The organism is Pectobacterium sp. F1-1 (assembly GCF_025643735.1).
GTDB lineage: Bacteria > Pseudomonadota > Gammaproteobacteria > Enterobacterales > Enterobacteriaceae > Pectobacterium > Pectobacterium colocasium.
In genome coordinates, this window is sequence record NZ_CP104733.1 from 2,198,966 (window position 1) to 2,216,776 (window position 17,811).

Sequence of the window (17,811 nt, forward strand, 5' to 3'; positions counted from 1 at the left end):
ACGATTTATTTCGGCTAGAGTGTGTGACGCCTTTTATGGCGCGGCTTTCGGCTGTTCGTTGTTTACCGGTAAAACACGTAGCCAGTTGTCCAGCAGTTGAGGCCAGGCAGCGGCGGGCAGCCCTTTGGTACCGCGCAGGCCGAAACCGTGCTTACCTTTCTCAAAGAGATGCATTTCAACCGGAATCTGTTTTGCCCGCAGCGCGCTGAACATCACCAGACTGTTATCAACCGACACTGATGGATCGTCAACCGCATGCACCAGAAACGTAGGGGGCGTTTGCGCGGTAACCTGTTTCTCTGGAGAGTAACGTAGCACCTGCGCTTCCGTCGGCTGTTCGCCGATTAACTGTTTGCGCGAGCCTGCATGCGCAATATCCGCCTGCATCGAAATTACGGGGTACATCAGCACCATAAAGTCAGGACGTGCACTTACGCTATCAATCGCATCCATCGCAGGGTAAACGGATTGCGCAAAACGGGTTCCAAGGCTGGCAGCAACATGACCACCGGCGGAGAATCCCATAATACCGATGCGCTGTGGATTAATGTGCCATTTCTCAGCGTTGGCTCTTAGTGTTCTGATGGCTCGCTGCGCATCGGCCAATGGGGCGTCAGCGCCTTCTTTATGGCCTTCACCGGGCATACGGTAGGTCATCACGAAAAGCGTATATCCCTGCTGATTAAAGAAAGGGGCCAGATCGCTGCCTTCCTTATCCAACACGACGCGTTGGTAAGAACCGCCGGGCGTGATGAGCAATGCCATGCCATTAGGCTTCTCTGCGGGATAAACGGTAATTTCGGGGCTGCGAATACCGGTTGCTGCCCGATCGGGGAGAGAAGGATCTTTACTGCGTTCGACCACTTGTGGCTGTACCGTTGACGAAGAGGCTCCTGGCGCTTCACCGTGTGGCCAGACAGGAAAAACAGGTTGGGCGTAACTGAATCCATTTACAGACATCATAATGGCCCCGACAAGCAGAGAACGAACAATCATGATAGATCACCTGACAAAGGGAAGGAGGGGAGAAATCGTTGGGCGGTGGTAAAAAAATAGGGTAGCCATCACATCGGAGAAAAAATGACCACCCTGAACCGCAAATTTTAATAAAGAAATAACATTCATACACGAAGAGGGTAAATCAGACACAGCAATTCCAACAGCTAAAACGTATGTAGCTAAATCGCATTTAACGACACCACATGTAACAACGAAACGTAACTAACCTGCTAATTTACGACGGACATCTTAATAAAGGGATGTTAATGATAAAAATAAAACCGGTGAATCCATTAACACTAACATCCCTTTTGCTACCTCATAACGCTTATTTAAATAATAAGACCGTTATTAGAAGCTGTATTGCACACCAACACGGTAACGGGTTTGACGATGGTCTGTAGTACCAGATTCTGCAACGTTACCTACAGCCATATAAGGCTTCCAGTTTTTATCCAATTTGTAGGACAATTTTACATCGTGATCGAAATTATATGTTTCATTGTCGTATTGGTACTGACCTGCTTTATTCGCTTTTTTGTAATCCAGCTCATAATCAACCTGGAAGTCTTTCAGGAATTTATAGCTAACAACAGCAGTCAGGTTATAACCATTCTCTTGTGTTGATGAAGAGCTGCCGATTTTATCGCTATTACGCTTGTAGTATGGGCGGTAGCGCAGAGAAGTGGATAGATCGTCAGTGATATTGACTTTACCGCGCAGGTATGGGCGGTAGTTGTTGGAAGTAGAGTTTGAATCTAAAGAGAAACCTGGTTCCAGAGAGAAGGTTTTGTTGATGTTGTAAACATAGCTGGCAACAACTTCTGTACCGTTACTGACGGTTTCATTAAAGGGTTTGTTAGGTTTACTGTCTTTACCCGATTGTGCCCATTTAGCTTCAACAGACAAACCAAAACCATTAGCAAAACGGTGTGATATTGAAAGACGATCTTTATGTTCGGCTTTCGGGGTGTCTTTCATTTCATGACGGTAATCAATTGTCACAGCCATTGTATTCACACTAATTAATGACGTAACTGCCAGAGCTAGTAATTTAACTTTCATTGTTATATTCCCTATTGGTTAGGATATCTCTAATAAAAAACACGCATTATGCTTTTTGGGACAAGTTCTATTTTATTTATTATTAAACTACGTTCTGTGATCGAGATCGTCTTGGGTAAGAAAAAGTAAAATGGGGTTTCAAATTGTGAGGGAGATCGAATTGAATATCGTGGTTGTTTTAATTTAAATGAAAAATCCCTGCCGTCAGTGCGGCAGGGATGAATTACAGTCTAAAACGGGTACAACATTATTTCATTGCGCGTTTCAGAATACGCTCAGATTGACGCTGGAAGTATTTCGCAGCATCTTCCACAGATTTCTGACCGTAATCGATAGACTGGATGGTATCACCAAACAGAGAAACGATTTGCGGGTCATCGAAATAAGGGGAAACAGCAACTTCATGCGGCAGAGACAGCGCCAGTTTTAACCCGGCAACCGCTGGTGCATCGTCTTTGATGACGCCATCAGCAGTCAGCTGAGCAACAGCCGCTTTACTCAACGGAACACCACGTTCCAGACCCAGAGCCTGAGCACCTTCTTTGCTGTTCAGCAGGAAGTTGATCAACTGAGCAGATTCTTTAGGATACTTAGTCGATTTACCGATAGACAGCATCTGTGCAGGTTTGAAGAACAAGCCGGCATCTTTCGCACCTGGCAGCATTGGGTAGCTACCCAATTCCAGTTTTGCTGGTGGTTGCAGGTTGTCAGAGTACTTGGTAATGGTGGAGTTCCACATGTAAGTACCAGACCATTCGCCTGTGATCCATGGCTTCATTTCATACATGTTGCTCTTGCCGAAAGAGGCGTAGTATTTCGCATCAGGCATGACATGGCTGTCGATCAATTTCTTATACATGCCAAAGAATTCAGCCCATTGCGCATCGCTGTAGGCGAATTTTTGAGCTTTTACATCAATCGCTGGAATGTTGTATTTCTGAACCATATAAGAGTTCAGCAGCGCCAGAGAATCCTGATGTTCCAACACGATAGGATAGTATTGGTCGCCCAGTTTTTCTTTGAACACTTTACCGGCGTTCAGCAACTCGTCCCACGTTTTCGGATATTCCAGACCGGCTTTTTTCCAGCTTTCGGTGTTGAAATAGAACACGCGAGCCGTAACGGAAATTGGAATACCGTTCAGTTTGCCGTTGACCGTGGTGTTTTGCAGCTCTTTGGTTTCGAACTGGGTCAGATCCAGAGAATCTTTCACTTTGTTCAGATCGTAAAAACCATCGCCGTTTTTAGAGAAAATCGGCAGCCAGTTCCAGTTGGTCTGCATCACGTCTGGCTCGGTATTACCAGCGATCTGTGTTGTCAGACGAGACAGGTGACCATCCCAGCCAGTGTATTCCGCTTTCACGGTGATGTTTGGGTGCTGCTTATGGAACTCTTCAATGGCCTTGAGCGTCTGTTGGTGACGGCTGTTGCCGCCCCACCATGACATTCTCAATTCCACATTATCAGCGGCCAAAGACGGCATTGCCACTAACGCCAGAGATGAAGCTATTAACGTGTGTAGGATCGCTTTTTTCATCGGTTACTACTCCTGTTAAAGAGAGATATTTTTTTCTGTTTTTGCATCAAAAATATGGCATTTTTCCATATCAAACTGGAAATATACCGGACGATGCAGTCCCTTCTCGATAATCAGCCGACCTTCGTCATAAGGAATACGGCTGGTTAATTCAAAGCCATCGACTTTAATGTACATAAAGAATTCGTGGCCCATGTTTTCTACGCGAACCAGCTCACCCTGTGAGTGGCTGCCTTCAAATGGCGTATCTGACACGGAAACGTAGTCTGGGCGAACGCCGAAGAATACGTCTTGTCCGATATAGCTGCGGACTTTATCTTGTTTTTCAGCACTTAACACCAGTGCGTTATTACCCACAACAACGCCAACCTGACCGTCTTTCTCAACCAGTTTGCATGGCTTGATGTTCATTTCTGGTGAACCAATGAAGCCAGCAACGAACATGTTGACAGGGTAGTGGTACAGGTTATCCGGCGTATCGACCTGCATGATGTGACCGAGTTTCATCACGCAGATACGGTCACCCATGGTCATGGCTTCAGTCTGATCGTGGGTAACATATACGCTGGTTGCCGCTTTACCGCTTTTCTTCAACTGTTTGTGCAGATCGGAAATACGGATACGCATGGAAGCACGCAGTTTGGCATCCAGGTTTGACAACGGTTCGTCAAACAGGAACACATCTGGCTTTTTAACGATGGCGCGGCCTACGGCCACACGCTGTGCCTGACCACCAGACAGCTGGCGCGGCAGACGATCCATCAGTTCTTCCAGCTCCAGAATTTTGGCCGCTTCTGCTACCTGCGCTTCGATTTGCTCTTTAGGAATTTTGCTCAGCTTCAGACCAAACGCCAGGTTCTCTTTTACCGTCATGTGAGGGTAGAGGGCGTAGTTCTGGAACACCATCGCAATCCCACGCTCTTTTGGCGCCAGATTGTTAACAACGCGTTCACCGATGCGAACTTCACCGCCGCTAATGGTTTCCAGGCCTGCCAGCATGCGCAGCGTGGTGGATTTCGCACAGCCAGACGGGCCGACGATAACCATGAATTCGCCGTCTTTAATCGTCAGGTCGATGCCGTGAACGGCTTTGAAACCGTTGGAGTACACTTTTTCCAGTTTATTGAAAATAACTTCAGCCATGATAAATCCTCTATTAACCTTTAATTCCGCTGCTGGTCACGCCTTGTACGAAGTAGCGCTGTGCCAGGAAGAAAACAATAATGGATGGCAGAATGGAGATGCTGGACATGGCCAGGATTTCATTCCACGGAGCGCCTTCAGTAACGTCGATAGACATTTTCAGCGCCAGCGCAATCGGATATTTATCCACGCTATAAACATAAATCAGTGGACCGATGAAGTCGTTCATTGACCACATGAACTGGAACAGCGCAACAGAGATGATGGCTGGTTTCAAAATCGGCACGACCACATACCACAGAACCTGGAAAGAGTTACAGCCATCAATCTGGGCCGCTTCTTCCATATCACGTGGTACACCACGCAGGAACTGGATCAGCATGAACACAAAGAACCCTTGTGTTGCAAACGCTACCGGCAAGTACAGTGGCAGATAGCTGTTCAGCATGCCCATTTCACGGAACATGAGGTACTGAGGAATCAGTAACACGGTGCTTGGCAGCAGCATGGTGGCAATCAGCGTGGCAAACCAGAAGTTCTTCCACGGAATGTCAAAGCGAGCGAAACCATAAGCCACAATCACCGAGGAGATGACGGTCAGAACCACTTTCGGAATCACATACTGGAAAGTGTTAATCATGTAGTGACCGAAATTGTATTCCGTACCGGTTTTCCAACCGTTAACGAAACCATCCCAGGTGGCGTGGGCAGGCCACAGACCCAACGTTGTGAAGATCTCGTGGTTCGGTTTGAACGACGCCGAAAACATCCACGCTAATGGATAAAGCATCAGTAAACCAACAAACAGCAGTATCACGTAACGGATAGCGGCACTGAGTTTTTCTTTACGCAGCGTGCGGCGTACTTCTGCAGCAGCAACTTCTTGTGCTGTCGTCAGGTTTGAATGCATGTCAGCCATTTTTTCCTCCTTTATCAGCGGAGTAGAACACCCAGTATTTCGACGACTTAAAGGAAATAGACGCAAATACCGCAACAACCAGGAACAGAACCCATGCCAAGGCAGCACCGTAGCCCATATCGAAATACTTGAACGCCGTATCGTAGATATAGAGCGAGAACAGGTAGGTGTAGTGCGTTGGACCGCCGCCAGTGATGACGTAAGGTGCCGTAAACTCCTGGAATGCCTGAGTGGTCTGCATGATAAAGTTAAAGAAAATAACCGGCGTAATCAGTGGTACCGTTACTTTCAGGAACATTTGCCATTTAGATGCACCGTCGATCATGGCCGCTTCATACTGTGATTGCGGAACGTTCTGCAATGCAGCCAGGAAGATAACCATCGCTGAACCAAACTGCCATACGCGCAGCAAGGTTACCGACATCAGTGCCAGCGACGGTTCTCCCAGCCAGTTGATAGCGTCAAAGCCAAACACGCCGAGGAAGCTGTTTAACAAGCCATCGATAGCGAACAGTGCACGCCACAGAACGGCGATTGCCACGCTGCTGCCCAGAATAGAAGGCACATAGTAAGCAGTACGGAAGAAGCCGATACCACGTAATTTGAAATTAAGTACAAACGCAATTAACAGTGCGAAGATTAATTTCAATGGAATGGTCAGAAATACATAGGCGAAGGTAACGCCCATTGATTTCCAAAAAAGGTCATCCTCCAGGAACATACGGTGATAGTTTTCTAGCCCCGTAAATTCAGGCGAATTTATCAAATCATACTCAGTAAAACTGAGGATAAATGACGAAACAAAGGGGAAAGCGGTAAAAACTATCAGCCCTATAATATAGGGGGAGATATAGGCTAACCCCAGCATTCTGTTTTCATTCATAATGCTTACCTATTGATTAATTGTGAACCATTAAAAAAAATATAAAATTAAGCTGTTAATAACTCTGGATAAATTAATTCCACGTCATAAACAATTCTATTTTCCCCGTTAACGTGAAAATCACCGTGAACATATCCACCCTGTGTCAGATACGGCGGGATATCGTTTAATTTGTTGCGACAAGCGGCAACGAAAGTCAGTAAAGCCAGCGGATAGGTATCATCCAGACGAACATAACGATGCTGTGAGGAGCGAACAAACAGCCCACGATGGAAATGTTGTTCAAACAGAACGCCCGCCAGTTGCGCGGCGTAATGTGCCCAGGATTCTGATTGCTTGTGATCGGCCAGTTCGATGACGGTCAACAGCAGTAACGGGCTGGCGATGGATTGAATATCTTCTTTATTCAGTCGCGTCAGCATGGTGTTAACCAGAGCATACAGATCCTCATCACCGCTCAGACGATAAGCACGAACCAGCGGTAATAAGTAATCACCTTCTAACGCAAACGGTTTTAATTCGGTTCCTGCTTTGCCGTAATAACCATCGCGTTTAAAACGATAGCCTGTCATGTCCTGACCGTTATTCCACATCGGACGCAGCGTATTGCTGGTGACATCATAGGCGTACTGGTAGTAATTCTTTAACCCTGAAATAACCCAGTTCAGCATTTCCGCGTCGGGTTGTGTGCGCAGGATATCCAGCATTGCCAGAGGATTATCAATCAGCAGTGGGCGCATATCGCGGAACAGCACGTTGGCTTCGCGCGCGATTTCACCAAACTCTGGGCCAAACTGACGTTGTGCGCGATCGCCAAACCAGGACTGCGTCTGGTTATCATCTTCCGGCACGGGTTGGCGCTGCTGTGGTGAACTGAACTGATATACAGGCATACCGGTTTCTGGGTTGCGCGCCAACACGTATTGGCGATAAAGGTGCTTACCCCAGGCCGCGGCGTGGCTATCGCCCGTGTATTCGGCATATTTAAACGCGGCATAAATCAGGTCTGTGCCAGCATTAACAAAAGTTAGTCCCTTTGTTAACGGCAAAACAGGCCACTGTGCCGGATCGACGACATCATGGCGAGCATGCAGGAAAACATTGGGATCGCGTTTCTTGTTGTAGTCGCCATGGCGACCCAGATCCAATGAATCCCAGTCTTCAACGTGCGCATTCCAGAAACCCTGAAAGAAATTCAGCGTCTTTTCCGCATTAACACGGTGCAATAGCGCGTAATAGGGCAGGTGGTGCTTTAATTCATGCACCTGAGCTTTGGATTCTGGTCCTTCGCCGTCCAACGTATCCAGATTAATAAAACGGTGACCGCCCCAGTAGAACAGGCCGCTGTTATCATCAACGAAGTGATCCAGGAAATATTCGCTTTGTGCGATAGCGTGCTGCTGATAACTATCATTACCGGTAACCACGCTCATGGCGCACAGCGTTCTTAACCAATTTTGCTGGCTGGCGAAATTAGAAATAGGCGCGCTGTGTCCATCAGGGAATTGCCACACCACGGGGGCATAATTTTCCACATCAAAACCGTCAGCCAATAATAACGTCGGCTGAGTTTGGCTGCGGCCTTTATCCTGAACGCAGGCAATGTGGTTATCAAGTGCAGCAACCCATTCGTCGAGCTGCGATTTCCTGCTGGTGTATAAGTTTTCAAAAATACTCATGGAGTACCTTCTTATGGAACCGTGGAACAGTTCCTTATAAATAGAAACACTGTTTTGATTGATTATATTGCGCTATTAACCTTGTCGTCATGCACGCAATATCGAAAGTGTGATCAAAGTCGGAACGTTGTTTTGATTTTTTTTAAGAAAGGATTTTAGCAGGAGAAAGAATCGTAAAAAGATAAATAAGAACTTGAAAAATAAATAAAAAGCACAACCGAAAATTGTGCTTTTTATCGAAAGTTGGCGAAATGCCGCTAAGAAAAACTGCGCTTAGCGAGCCAGCCAGCCACCATCAACAGCAATCGTGTAACCGTTGATGTAGTCAGATGCGCTGGAAGCCAGGAATACGGCTGGGCCCATCAGGTCCTGCGGTAAGCCCCAACGACCTGCTGGGATACGATCCAGGATTTCTTTACTGCGTTCTTCATCGGCGCGCAGCTGCTGGGTATTGTTGGTCGCCATATATCCCGGTGCAATTGCGTTGACGTTGATACCGTGTTTTGCCCATTCGTTCGCCATCAAGCGAGTAACACCCATAACGGCGCTTTTTGACGCGGTGTAAGACGGTACGCGGATACCACCCTGGAAGGACAGCATAGAAGCGATATTGATGATCTTACCGCCTTTGCCTTGTTTGATGAACTGGCGTGCAACGGTCTGAGACATGAAGAACACGCTCTTAATGTTCAGGTTCATTACGTCGTCCCAGTTTTTCTCACTGAAATCGATCGCATCTTCACGACGGATGATACCGGCGTTGTTGACCAGAATGTCAACGTGGCCAAATTCGGCAACGGCTTTCTCTACCAGCTCTGCATGACCAGAGACATTGCTCATGTCGGCGGTCAGGCTAAGGAAACGGCGTCCCAATGCAGTGACTTTTTCGATGGTGTCTTTTGGCTCAACGATGTTGACGCCGACGATATCACAACCTGCCTGTGCCAGACCGATAGCCATACCTTGACCCAAACCCGTATCACAACCTGTGATAAGAGCGACTTTACCTTGCAAATCAAAAGAATTTAAAATCATATCTGTAATCTCTCTATAAGCGACAATACTTAGTCGTTAGCTGTTACTGTAGGGAACACCGGTAATTCCGGTAGAAAGCGATTAACGTAACTCGCTAACCTTGACGTGATCCATGTCACCGAAAACCTGATTCTCGCCAACCATGCCCCAGATGAAGGTGTAGCATCTGGTGCCAACACCGGAATCAATCGACCAGCTCGGTGAAATCACCGTCTGCTCGTTTTTATAACCATTTCATTTTTATCACTCAGTGATGGGCTTCCTACGGTGCCCATCATGCTCTTGACGCCAAAATTGTGTCTGGCGAAAGCGCCGGGCGAAACAGATGATGTCGCGTGGCAGTGACAACGTCACCTGTTCCTCAACATGCCCGGTTCTTTCGTGTTATGCGGGATGATAGTTTGGATGGGATGTGAATTCAATAAAAATGAAATAATGTTTTATTTATTTCTTGAGGGCCGTCATGGTTTTGCTTATTTTATGTTTCTTCTGGTACTGATGTGGCTAAAATGTCGCAATCCATAGTCATACACTCGTTGTCGTGCACGGTTTGTTGACGCAATAGAAGGTATGGGCAATACAAGCGTTAGAGGAGAGATGATGATGAGAAGATACTTTATTGATGATGAAACGCCATGGGAAGAGTTGGGCGGTGGCATTAAACGCAAGATCATGACTTGGACTGATGAACTGATGATGGTGCTTGTCCATTTTGATAAAGGTGCGATTGGTACGCCTCACTTCCATGAGATTCACGATCAGATTGCTTATGTTGCCGCAGGCAGCTTTGAAGTGGTGATCGAGGGCGAGAAGCGTATTCTGAAAACTGGCGACGCTTATCTGGCGGTGAAAAACGAGATGCACGGTGTCGTTTCGCTGGAAGACGGCAGCGTCTTGATCGATACGTTTTCGCCTAAGCGCGCTGACTTCCTGTAATACCTCAAAGCGTGGCCAGTTGTTGGCTGGTCACGCTTTCGTACTCTCTCACCACATCCGCTTTTCTATTTTCCTGCTTTTTATGCCTGCACTAAATGCTTTTCGGTTAGCTGAGTCAGCGAGTCCAGCTTATGATCTGCCAGTACCCAACGTGCGTCAGCGCGGAACTCCGCCTGTGGAATAACGATTGAACGCATGCGTGCTGCCTTGGTAGCGATCATCCCGTTCACTGAATCTTCCAGCGTCACGCATTGCGTAGGGGAAACGCCAAGTGCATCCGCGGCATTCAAATAGACTTCGGGATGAGGTTTGCTATAGGGCAGCGTCTCGGCGGACATTAAGACATCAAAGTAGTGCTCCAGATTAAACATTTTCAGCACCTGCTGCTGCATGTGGAGCGGCGAAGCGGAAGCCAGACCAATTTTGAGATTCTGCGCACGGCACAATTTCAGAGCATGTTCGACGCCGGGCAGAAGCGGGCGCTGTTCGGCAACGAGCTCGATGGCGCGATCGATAATACGGCGGACAACTTCATCCCGACTGAGTGTTGCCCAGGGGGAGAGCTGATACCACAGTTCGACAACCATATCGATGCGCAGGCCTAGCGTATCTTTCATTGACTGCCGTAACGAAATATCTACGCCCAGCGAGGCGATCACTTCCAGTTCTGCTTGATCCCACAACGGTTCTGAATCAATCAGCAACCCATCCATATCGAAAATCGCCGCGCGTAGAGAAGAATCAAAGGACATACCACTGGCTCCGTCAGCAAAGAAAAAGAAGATTTAGTGGTAAACTATACCCTAAAGAAGGTGGCCGATCAGGCGGTGTGGGAGATAAAGAGTTGACTGCACGCAAACTTACAGTAGGCTACCCGTCGTACTAAAACGATATATTACCGATGTTGCGTCGCTAAGAAGGGGTTCTCATGACGTATCAACAGGCTGGCCGTATTGCCGTCGTTAAACGCATTGCCGGATGGATCCTTTTTATTCCCGCGCTGCTTTCAACGCTCGTCTCGCTGGCTAACTATCTTTACGCGTATACACAGAAAAAACAGGGTATTGACGCGGTTCTCCTGGATTTTCTGCATTTGATGGTCGACATGGTGCGTTTTAATACGCCTTTCCTGAATATTTTTTGGTTCAACTCGCCGGTACCGGATTTTACGCGCTTTTTCAGTGCCGCGACGCTGATGTTTTGGCTGATCTACATCCTGATTTTTATTGGTCTGGCATTGCAGGTTTCGGGTGCCCGGATGTCTCGTCAGGCGAAAGCAATAAAGGAAGGCATTGAAGATCAACTGATTCTGGAAAAGATGAAAGGGGATGGCGGGAACACGCGTGAGACGCTGGAGTCACGTGTCATTGTTCCCGGACACACGATTTTTGTGCAATTCTTTCCGCTTTATATCCTGCCGGTGATTATTGCTGGCGTTGGCTATCTGGTATTGCGCTTATTAGGATTGCCCGTCTGAGTAATCGTCTGGCGCAAAGTCTGCGCCAGACGCTGAAACATCCTTCCTACCGTAGATCCAACGGCTTGCATTAACTCAAGAGTTGTCGCTCGATGAGCTGTTGCGCCTCAACGATGTGTTTACCGCCGAAAAGATTGGCGCGGTTAAGCAGGTAATAAATTTGGTAAATGGGTTGGCGATCGATAAAGCCTTTATCCAATGGCCACACGTTTTGGTAGCCATCATAAATCTGTGCGGGCAGGGCTGGGTAGCGCGGCAGCATCGCTAAGTCACATTCCCTGTCCCCCCAATAGCAGGCCGGATCGAACAGATAAGCACCATCTTGACTATTCGCGCAGTTATCTGGCCACAAGTCACCGTGCAAGAGCGACGGTTGTGGCTGATGCCCCGCGAGGCGTTCCTCAACGCGTGCGATCAGTGTTTCAATGTGACCAAAGTGCATCCCTTTTTCCGCAGCCAACTGTAACTGCCACCCAATTCGCTGTTCGGCAAAAAAGGTCGCCCAGCGCCGCTGCCAGCTGTTTGGCTGAGGCGTTGTTGAGAGGTCGTTGTCGAAATCCAGCCCAAATTGCGGCTGGTCGCTCCACTGATGCAGGCGAGCTAACTGTTCGCCCAGACACCAGGCGCTGTGGGCATCCAACGGTTTAACGGGCAGGTATTGCAGAAGCAGGAAGCTGTGATCGCGTGAACTACCGACACCGTAAACAGCGGGCACTCGCACGGTATTGCTGCGGCTCAGCAGGTGAAGCTGATCGGCTTCAGCAGTGAATTTGGCCAGCATTTCACGACTATCGCATTTCACGAAAACATCGTGCTCGCCATAACGGACATACCAGGCTGGATGTATTTCACCACCGGACAACTCGCGGTGTTCCTGAATTTCTGCAGTACCGTGATGCTCTTCCAAAAGTCGGCTGATAGCTTGCCACATAAGGTCATCCTCCCGTTGATGTTGCCCGATACCCTGCTATTCACTGGGGTGATTCGCTTACGGTAACCCATTGAGCGTAATAAAAATGGAATCTACAGCACAGTGATAACCGATAGGCGGTGATAGCGAAAAACAAGTATAGACGGAATTAAAAATAACGGAGTTAGGATGACGCTCAATCCGCAGGATGAAGCAATAAATCGGTATGAATGACGTAACCGATGCTTGATTTCCGGTTACGTCATGTTAAGCAGAAGAAAAACAGCGGGGATTACAGTGCGTCAGTGACAACCTGAGAGCTAGCCTGGCGACGTAGTTTAAGCTGGTGGTACGTCAGCGCCAGCGTAAAGAACAGAGCCTGAACGATGACGATACAAGGGCCGGTCGCGCCATCGATATAGAAACTGATCAGGGTGCCAGCAATACAAGAAATGACGGAAACCAGCGTAGCGACAAGCACCATACGCTCGAAGCGCTTACAGACCATGAAGGCAATAATGCCCGGCGCAATCAGCATCGCGATCACCAGAATAACGCCGACGGCCTGCAATGATGCAACGATAGTCATTGCCAACAGGCTTAATAACCCGTAGTGCAGCAGCTTAACGGGCAGGCCAATGACGCGGGCATGATTGGGATCGAAGCAGTACAGCATGAAATCTCGCCGTTTTAGCAACATGATGGCTAACGTCACCCCGGCAATCAGTAAGATTTGCGTCAGCTCTTGTTGAGTGATGCCCAGCACATTACCAAACAGGATATGGTTCAGGTGCTGATCGGTATCGATGCGCGCAAACATGACGAGCCCCAGCGCAAACATACCGGAAAAGATGATCCCCATTACCGTGTCTTCTTTGACTCGACTGTGCTCTTTCACGTATCCCGTTGCTATCGCACAAAAAATGCCGGAAACAAAAGCCCCGATAACCAACGGGATCCCCAGTAAAAAGGCGACAACGATACCGGGCAGCACGGCGTGGGAAATGGCATCACCCATTAGCGACCAGCCTTTCAGCACCAGATAGCACGACAGCACCGCGCAAACCGTACCTGTGACGACGGCGGCGAGTAGAGCACGCTGCATGAACGGATAGGATAGGGGATCGATTAACCAGCTTATTAGCGTCATAACGCATCTCCTGATTGATCGCGTAGCCGCAGGCGGCGCGAGGCCAGTAGCCCATGTTTTGGCGCAAAAACAAACGCCAGCAAGAAGACAAGGGTTTGCAGCGTGACAATCACGCCACCGGTTGCGCCATCGATGAAAAAGCTCAGATACGCGCCCACGGCGCTGGTGATCGCCCCAAGTGCAATCGATATCACCACCAGACGCCCAAACCGATCGGTGAGTAAATACGCGGTGGCACCCGGTGTAATCACCATCGCGATCACCAAAATCGCCCCGACCGTTTGCAACGCCGCGACAGTACAAGCACTCAGCAGCGTAAAGAACAAAATTTTCAGCTTCAGCGGAGAAAGGCCAATCGAACGGGCGTGGTTCTCATCAAAAAATACGGCCAGAAGATCTTTCCATAGCAGGCAAAGAATTACGAACGTCACGCCGATGATGATTTCAACTTGCAGGATATCTTCTTCGGCAATGCCCAAGATATTGCCGAAAATGATGGACTGTACATTAACCGATGTCGGGTTGAGCGAAATAATCAGCAGGCCGACAGCGAAAAACGTTGAGAAAATAAAACCGATAATCGCATCTTCGCGCAATCGGGTTATGTGACGGATCAGCGTCATTGCCAGTGCGGCGAGCATACCGGTAAAAAATGCACCGGCAGCGTAGGGGAGGCCTAATGCATAGGCACCGGCGACACCCGGTACGACGGAGTGAGAGAGCGCATCGCCCATCAGCGACCAGCCTTTCAGCATCAGGTATGCTGAAAGAAAAGCGCATACGCCGCCGACAATGGCGCTGACCCAGATCGCTTTGACCATGTAGTTATAGCTGAATGGCTGCAACAGGATATCGATCATCAGGGCTTTTTCTCCTCCGGTATGGCGCGTGACGCCGGAGGGTCGCTCTTGGTCGAACCATAGAATACAGCTGGACGCTCATCGTCTGTTAACACCGTCACTGAGCGGACGTCATCGTCATCATGCAGATGAGAGCCTCCGAGGTTGATGTGTCGTAGAACGCCACCGAATGTTTTTTCCAAATTGCTCTGAGTAAAGGTGCTGTGCGTGGGGCCTGCGGCTAATACGGTACGATTGACTAAAATAACGTTGTCACAAAACTCTGGAACGCTACCGAGATTATGGGTTGCCACCAGTATCAAATGGCCTTCATCACGCAAGGTGCGCAGCAGATCGATAATCGCGTTCTCCGTTTTAACGTCGACGCCGGTGAAAGGCTCATCTAGCAGTAATACGCTGCCTTGCTGAGCCAGCGCCCGCGCCAGAAATACGCGTTTTTTCTGACCACCGGACAGTTCGCCGATCTGGCGATGTTGCAGCGTCGATAGCCCGACGCGCTCCAGCGATTCCGCTACAATGGCGCGGTCTTGCTTACTCGGGATGCGCAGAAAATTCATCCGTCCGTAGCGCCCCATCATGACGACGTCGGAAACCAGAACGGGAAAATTCCAGTCCACATCTTCTGTTTGGGGAACATAAGCAACCAGATTCTGTTTCAGCGCCTGATAGATAGGTTGCTGGTTGAGCAATACCTGCCCTGAGGTTGGCTTGACCAACCCCATGATGCTTTTGAACAACGTTGATTTCCCACTGCCGTTGACGCCAACCAGGGCGCAAATCGTACCGCCGGTCAGGGAAAACGAGGCGTGGCGAATAGCCTGATGCCCGTTGCTGTAAGTAACCGAAACATCATTGACGTCTAATGACTGTACTGCTCGATCGCTACTCATTGATTAAATCCTTTCGCGATGGTTTCCACCGTCACTTGTAACAGGTCGATATAGGTTGGCACAGGGCCTTTTTCTGTAGACAGCGAATCAACATACAGCACGCCACCATATTTCGCCCCCGTTTCTTTACTCACCTGTTTTGCTGGTTTATCGGAAACCGTGCTTTCGCTGAAGACCACAGGGATAGCCTTTTCACGCACGGTATCGATAACCCGACGTACCTGCTGCGGCGACCCTTGCTCGTCGGCATTGATTGGCCAGAGATAGACTTCACTGAACTGATAATCCTTCGCCAGATAGCTGAATGCGCCTTCACTGGTGACTAACCAGCGTTGCTGTTCTGGGATGCGGGAGAGACGTTCACGTAGCGGTTCGTCGAGAGCCTTAATTTTTTCTGCGTAGGCTTTGGCGTTACGGTTATACGTCTCGGCATTGGCGGGATCGGCTTGCACCAGGCCTTTTCGGATATTTTCAATATAGATTAATGCATTGGAGGGCGACATCCAGGCATGTGGGTTTGGGTTGCCATTATAGGCACCTTCACGGATCGGAAGTGGCGTGATGCCTTCGGTTACCACGACGGCAGGCACATTTTTTACGTTTTCGAAAAAGCGCGTAAACCAACGTTCAAGATTCATGCCGTTCCACAGCACCAACTGCGCAGACTGTGTTTTTACAATATCGCGCGGTGTCGGTTGATAATCATGAATCTCTGCACCGGGCTTGGTGATGGACTCGACCGTTGCGGCATCGCCAGCGATATTCTGTGCGATATCCTGAATGATGGTAAAGGTGGTGATGACTTTAAGCTTTTCAGCCGCCTGAGCGGAGGCGTTGGCTAAAAGCAGTAAGACGCACGGTAGCGCGATACGGCGGAACAGGGCAGGTAAACGGGCGTGAAAACCAATCATGCGGATATCCTTACAAACCGTAGAAGTGTTATTTGAGAATAATTATCAATATCATTTAAGTCAAGAGGCAGAGAAGGGCGGAGAGTCAATAGTGGAGGGTGTCTCATGACACAAGAAATCACTGTTCGCAGGCTCGTCATACGTGCTTGCGCGGGTAAGGAACGCATCATGCTCCTTTAGTAACATAAATGTTGCTTTAATTTAATGAATCCTACTTAAGGTTACAACGAAAGTCTAACGGTAACAGTGGTGAACTGTCGTTCAGCTATATTTGATCATACGCATGGCGAAATTTACGCCAAAAAAGAGAGAAATCTGATGCAGCCTTAAGAAAATATCAACAGCTGCCGATAAACCATAAAGAATGTGAGAGATGTCTCTCGTTTATACGAAAGGATCGTAAGTGATATGAGCACAAAATCAGAACGACGCTGGAAGTTGGCAAGTTTAGTATTATTGACTTTTCTGGTGGCATTATTGGTGTTACTGGTTAAAACCAGTTAATTTCTGGCGTAACGAAAAGTTAGTCAATAAATAATTTCTATTATGTAATGTATTAATGCAAAAGATATACATAGCATAAAAATGACAATCCATTTTAAACATTGATATAAGCGTGGCCGCTGTCGGGCACGCTTGTTGTTAATGTTCAATATCCCTTCATCGACGCACACTAATTATAGCTTTTTGTTATGATTGCTGGTGCATGTGTGTCAGAAATGCGACGGCTGTCGCGTATTTTTTTGCATGATAGAATCTTTCGTGCGCTTATTGTGTGGTGCCAGATGCCGCCAGTGAATATAGGCATCAGCGAACGTTATCGTGTATTAATGAATCAGGGATGATGTGAATTTGTGCGGCATGTCCACGACTGATAAAAAAGGCCTTGCCATCGATTACATAGTGTGTAATAACGCTTCTGGGTAAAACGAGGTACAGTTCTGTATATGAATGGCATTTTCAGTAAAGAAGACTTAAGTACAACCTTTAGCGTTGCATGCTGCTTCTCTGCCGATCCTTATCTTAGTGCCTCAAGCAGTAACGACTTTGGTTTGTCTGTATAACGCCTTTTGGCGGTTTAAACAATTAAAGGAAATATTTGAAATGGCAAAGATTAAAGGTCAGGTTAAGTGGTTCAACGAGTCTAAAGGCTTTGGTTTCATCACTCCTGCTGACGGCAGCAAAGATGTATTCGTACACTTCTCTGCAATTCAAGGCAACGGCTTCAAAACTCTGGCTGAAGGCCAGAACGTAGAATTCGAAATTCAGGATGGCCAGAAAGGTCCTTCCGCAGTAAACGTCACTGCGCTGTAATTTTACAGCTCTGTTGCAAAACCCGCCATGGTGCGGGTTTTTTGTTGTCTGCGTTTTATTTTACCCGTGACGTAATAAAGATGTTTTTAATGAGGAAAATGTG

18 protein-coding genes and 1 pseudogene are annotated in these 17,811 nt (G+C 48.1%); 4 read left to right on the forward strand and 15 right to left on the reverse strand.

Annotated features, from left to right (window positions below):
- Positions 1–33: 33 nt before the first annotated feature.
- From paeX to NAL19_RS09725, 9 genes and pseudogenes are all read right to left on the reverse strand, one after another.
- Positions 34–996, reverse strand: coding sequence for a pectin acetylesterase PaeX (gene paeX, locus NAL19_RS09685; RefSeq protein ID WP_263059546.1), 963 nt, complete (start codon positions 994–996; stop codon positions 34–36).
- A 354-nt stretch (positions 997–1,350) separates the two neighbouring features.
- Positions 1,351–2,064, reverse strand: a complete 714-nt coding sequence (locus NAL19_RS09690) for an oligogalacturonate-specific porin KdgM family protein (protein ID WP_263059547.1) — start codon at positions 2,062–2,064, stop codon at positions 1,351–1,353.
- Positions 2,065–2,311: 247 nt separating this feature from the next.
- On the reverse strand, positions 2,312–3,601 hold the full coding sequence (locus NAL19_RS09695) for an ABC transporter substrate-binding protein (RefSeq protein ID WP_263059548.1): 1,290 nt from the start codon (positions 3,599–3,601) through the stop codon (positions 2,312–2,314).
- A 15-nt stretch (positions 3,602–3,616) separates the two neighbouring features.
- The gene (locus tag NAL19_RS09700) at positions 3,617–4,744 is read right to left on the reverse strand and encodes an ABC transporter ATP-binding protein (protein WP_015840145.1); all 1,128 of its coding nucleotides are present in this window, start codon (positions 4,742–4,744) and stop codon (positions 3,617–3,619) included.
- 13 nt (positions 4,745–4,757) lie between these two features.
- On the reverse strand, positions 4,758–5,663 hold the full coding sequence (locus NAL19_RS09705; RefSeq protein WP_010299968.1) for a carbohydrate ABC transporter permease: 906 nt from the start codon (positions 5,661–5,663) through the stop codon (positions 4,758–4,760).
- Positions 5,656–6,546 carry a carbohydrate ABC transporter permease gene (locus NAL19_RS09710; protein WP_180741115.1) on the reverse strand — a complete coding sequence of 297 codons (891 nt, stop codon included), beginning with the start codon at positions 6,544–6,546 and terminating at the stop codon, positions 5,656–5,658. The genes NAL19_RS09705 and NAL19_RS09710 overlap by 8 nt, the downstream gene beginning before the upstream one ends.
- Positions 6,547–6,593: 47 nt before the next feature.
- Positions 6,594–8,225 carry a pectate disaccharide-lyase PelW gene (gene pelW / locus NAL19_RS09715; RefSeq protein ID WP_263059549.1) on the reverse strand — a complete coding sequence of 544 codons (1,632 nt, stop codon included), beginning with the start codon at positions 8,223–8,225 and terminating at the stop codon, positions 6,594–6,596.
- Between the two features lie 273 nt (positions 8,226–8,498).
- Complete coding sequence (gene kduD, locus NAL19_RS09720) at positions 8,499–9,260, reverse strand: 2-dehydro-3-deoxy-D-gluconate 5-dehydrogenase KduD (RefSeq protein WP_180741113.1); 762 nt, start codon at positions 9,258–9,260, stop codon at positions 8,499–8,501.
- An 81-nt stretch (positions 9,261–9,341) separates the two neighbouring features.
- A pseudogene (locus NAL19_RS09725) lies at positions 9,342–9,482 on the reverse strand (5-dehydro-4-deoxy-D-glucuronate isomerase); the annotation flags it as partial.
- 381 nt (positions 9,483–9,863) lie between these two features.
- On the opposite strand from NAL19_RS09725, the gene NAL19_RS09730 reads away from it, so the two are divergent.
- Positions 9,864–10,196, forward strand: a complete 333-nt coding sequence (locus NAL19_RS09730) for a cupin domain-containing protein (RefSeq protein ID WP_180741437.1) — start codon at positions 9,864–9,866, stop codon at positions 10,194–10,196.
- Positions 10,197–10,276: 80 nt separating this feature from the next.
- Here the strand turns inward: NAL19_RS09730 and hxpB are convergent, their stop codons facing one another.
- A complete protein-coding gene (hxpB, locus tag NAL19_RS09735) occupies positions 10,277–10,948 on the reverse strand; it encodes a hexitol phosphatase HxpB (protein ID WP_225087976.1) in 672 nt (223 codons plus the stop codon).
- A gap of 176 nt (positions 10,949–11,124) precedes the next feature.
- On the opposite strand from hxpB, the gene NAL19_RS09740 reads away from it, so the two are divergent.
- Positions 11,125–11,673, forward strand: coding sequence for a YniB family protein (locus NAL19_RS09740; RefSeq protein WP_263059550.1), 549 nt, complete (start codon positions 11,125–11,127; stop codon positions 11,671–11,673).
- Positions 11,674–11,743: 70 nt separating this feature from the next.
- Here the strand turns inward: NAL19_RS09740 and NAL19_RS09745 are convergent, their stop codons facing one another.
- The 5 genes from NAL19_RS09745 to NAL19_RS09765 form a co-directional block, all read right to left on the reverse strand.
- Complete coding sequence (locus NAL19_RS09745; RefSeq protein WP_225087979.1) at positions 11,744–12,604, reverse strand: fructosamine kinase family protein; 861 nt, start codon at positions 12,602–12,604, stop codon at positions 11,744–11,746.
- 271 nt (positions 12,605–12,875) lie between these two features.
- Positions 12,876–13,733, reverse strand: coding sequence for a metal ABC transporter permease (locus NAL19_RS09750; RefSeq protein WP_225087980.1), 858 nt, complete (start codon positions 13,731–13,733; stop codon positions 12,876–12,878).
- Complete coding sequence (locus NAL19_RS09755; RefSeq protein WP_263059551.1) at positions 13,730–14,593, reverse strand: metal ABC transporter permease; 864 nt, start codon at positions 14,591–14,593, stop codon at positions 13,730–13,732. The genes NAL19_RS09750 and NAL19_RS09755 overlap by 4 nt, the downstream gene beginning before the upstream one ends.
- Positions 14,593–15,483 (reverse strand): manganese/iron ABC transporter ATP-binding protein, encoded by an 891-nt coding sequence (locus NAL19_RS09760; RefSeq protein WP_225087985.1) that lies wholly within the window; start codon positions 15,481–15,483, stop codon positions 14,593–14,595. Before NAL19_RS09760 ends, NAL19_RS09755 begins: the two co-directional genes overlap by 1 nt.
- Complete coding sequence (locus NAL19_RS09765; protein ID WP_263059552.1) at positions 15,480–16,394, reverse strand: metal ABC transporter substrate-binding protein; 915 nt, start codon at positions 16,392–16,394, stop codon at positions 15,480–15,482. Before NAL19_RS09765 ends, NAL19_RS09760 begins: the two co-directional genes overlap by 4 nt.
- 947 nt (positions 16,395–17,341) lie before the next feature.
- On the opposite strand from NAL19_RS09765, the gene NAL19_RS09770 reads away from it, so the two are divergent.
- Both NAL19_RS09770 and cspE read left to right on the forward strand, forming a co-directional pair.
- Positions 17,342–17,458: a DUF2627 domain-containing protein gene (locus tag NAL19_RS09770; protein WP_085996916.1), complete on the forward strand. Its 117-nt coding sequence runs from the start codon at positions 17,342–17,344 to the stop codon at positions 17,456–17,458.
- Positions 17,459–17,498: 40 nt separating this feature from the next.
- Positions 17,499–17,708 (forward strand): transcription antiterminator/RNA stability regulator CspE, encoded by a 210-nt coding sequence (gene cspE, locus NAL19_RS09775; RefSeq protein WP_005968829.1) that lies wholly within the window; start codon positions 17,499–17,501, stop codon positions 17,706–17,708.
- The last annotated feature ends 103 nt before the right edge of the window (positions 17,709–17,811 follow it).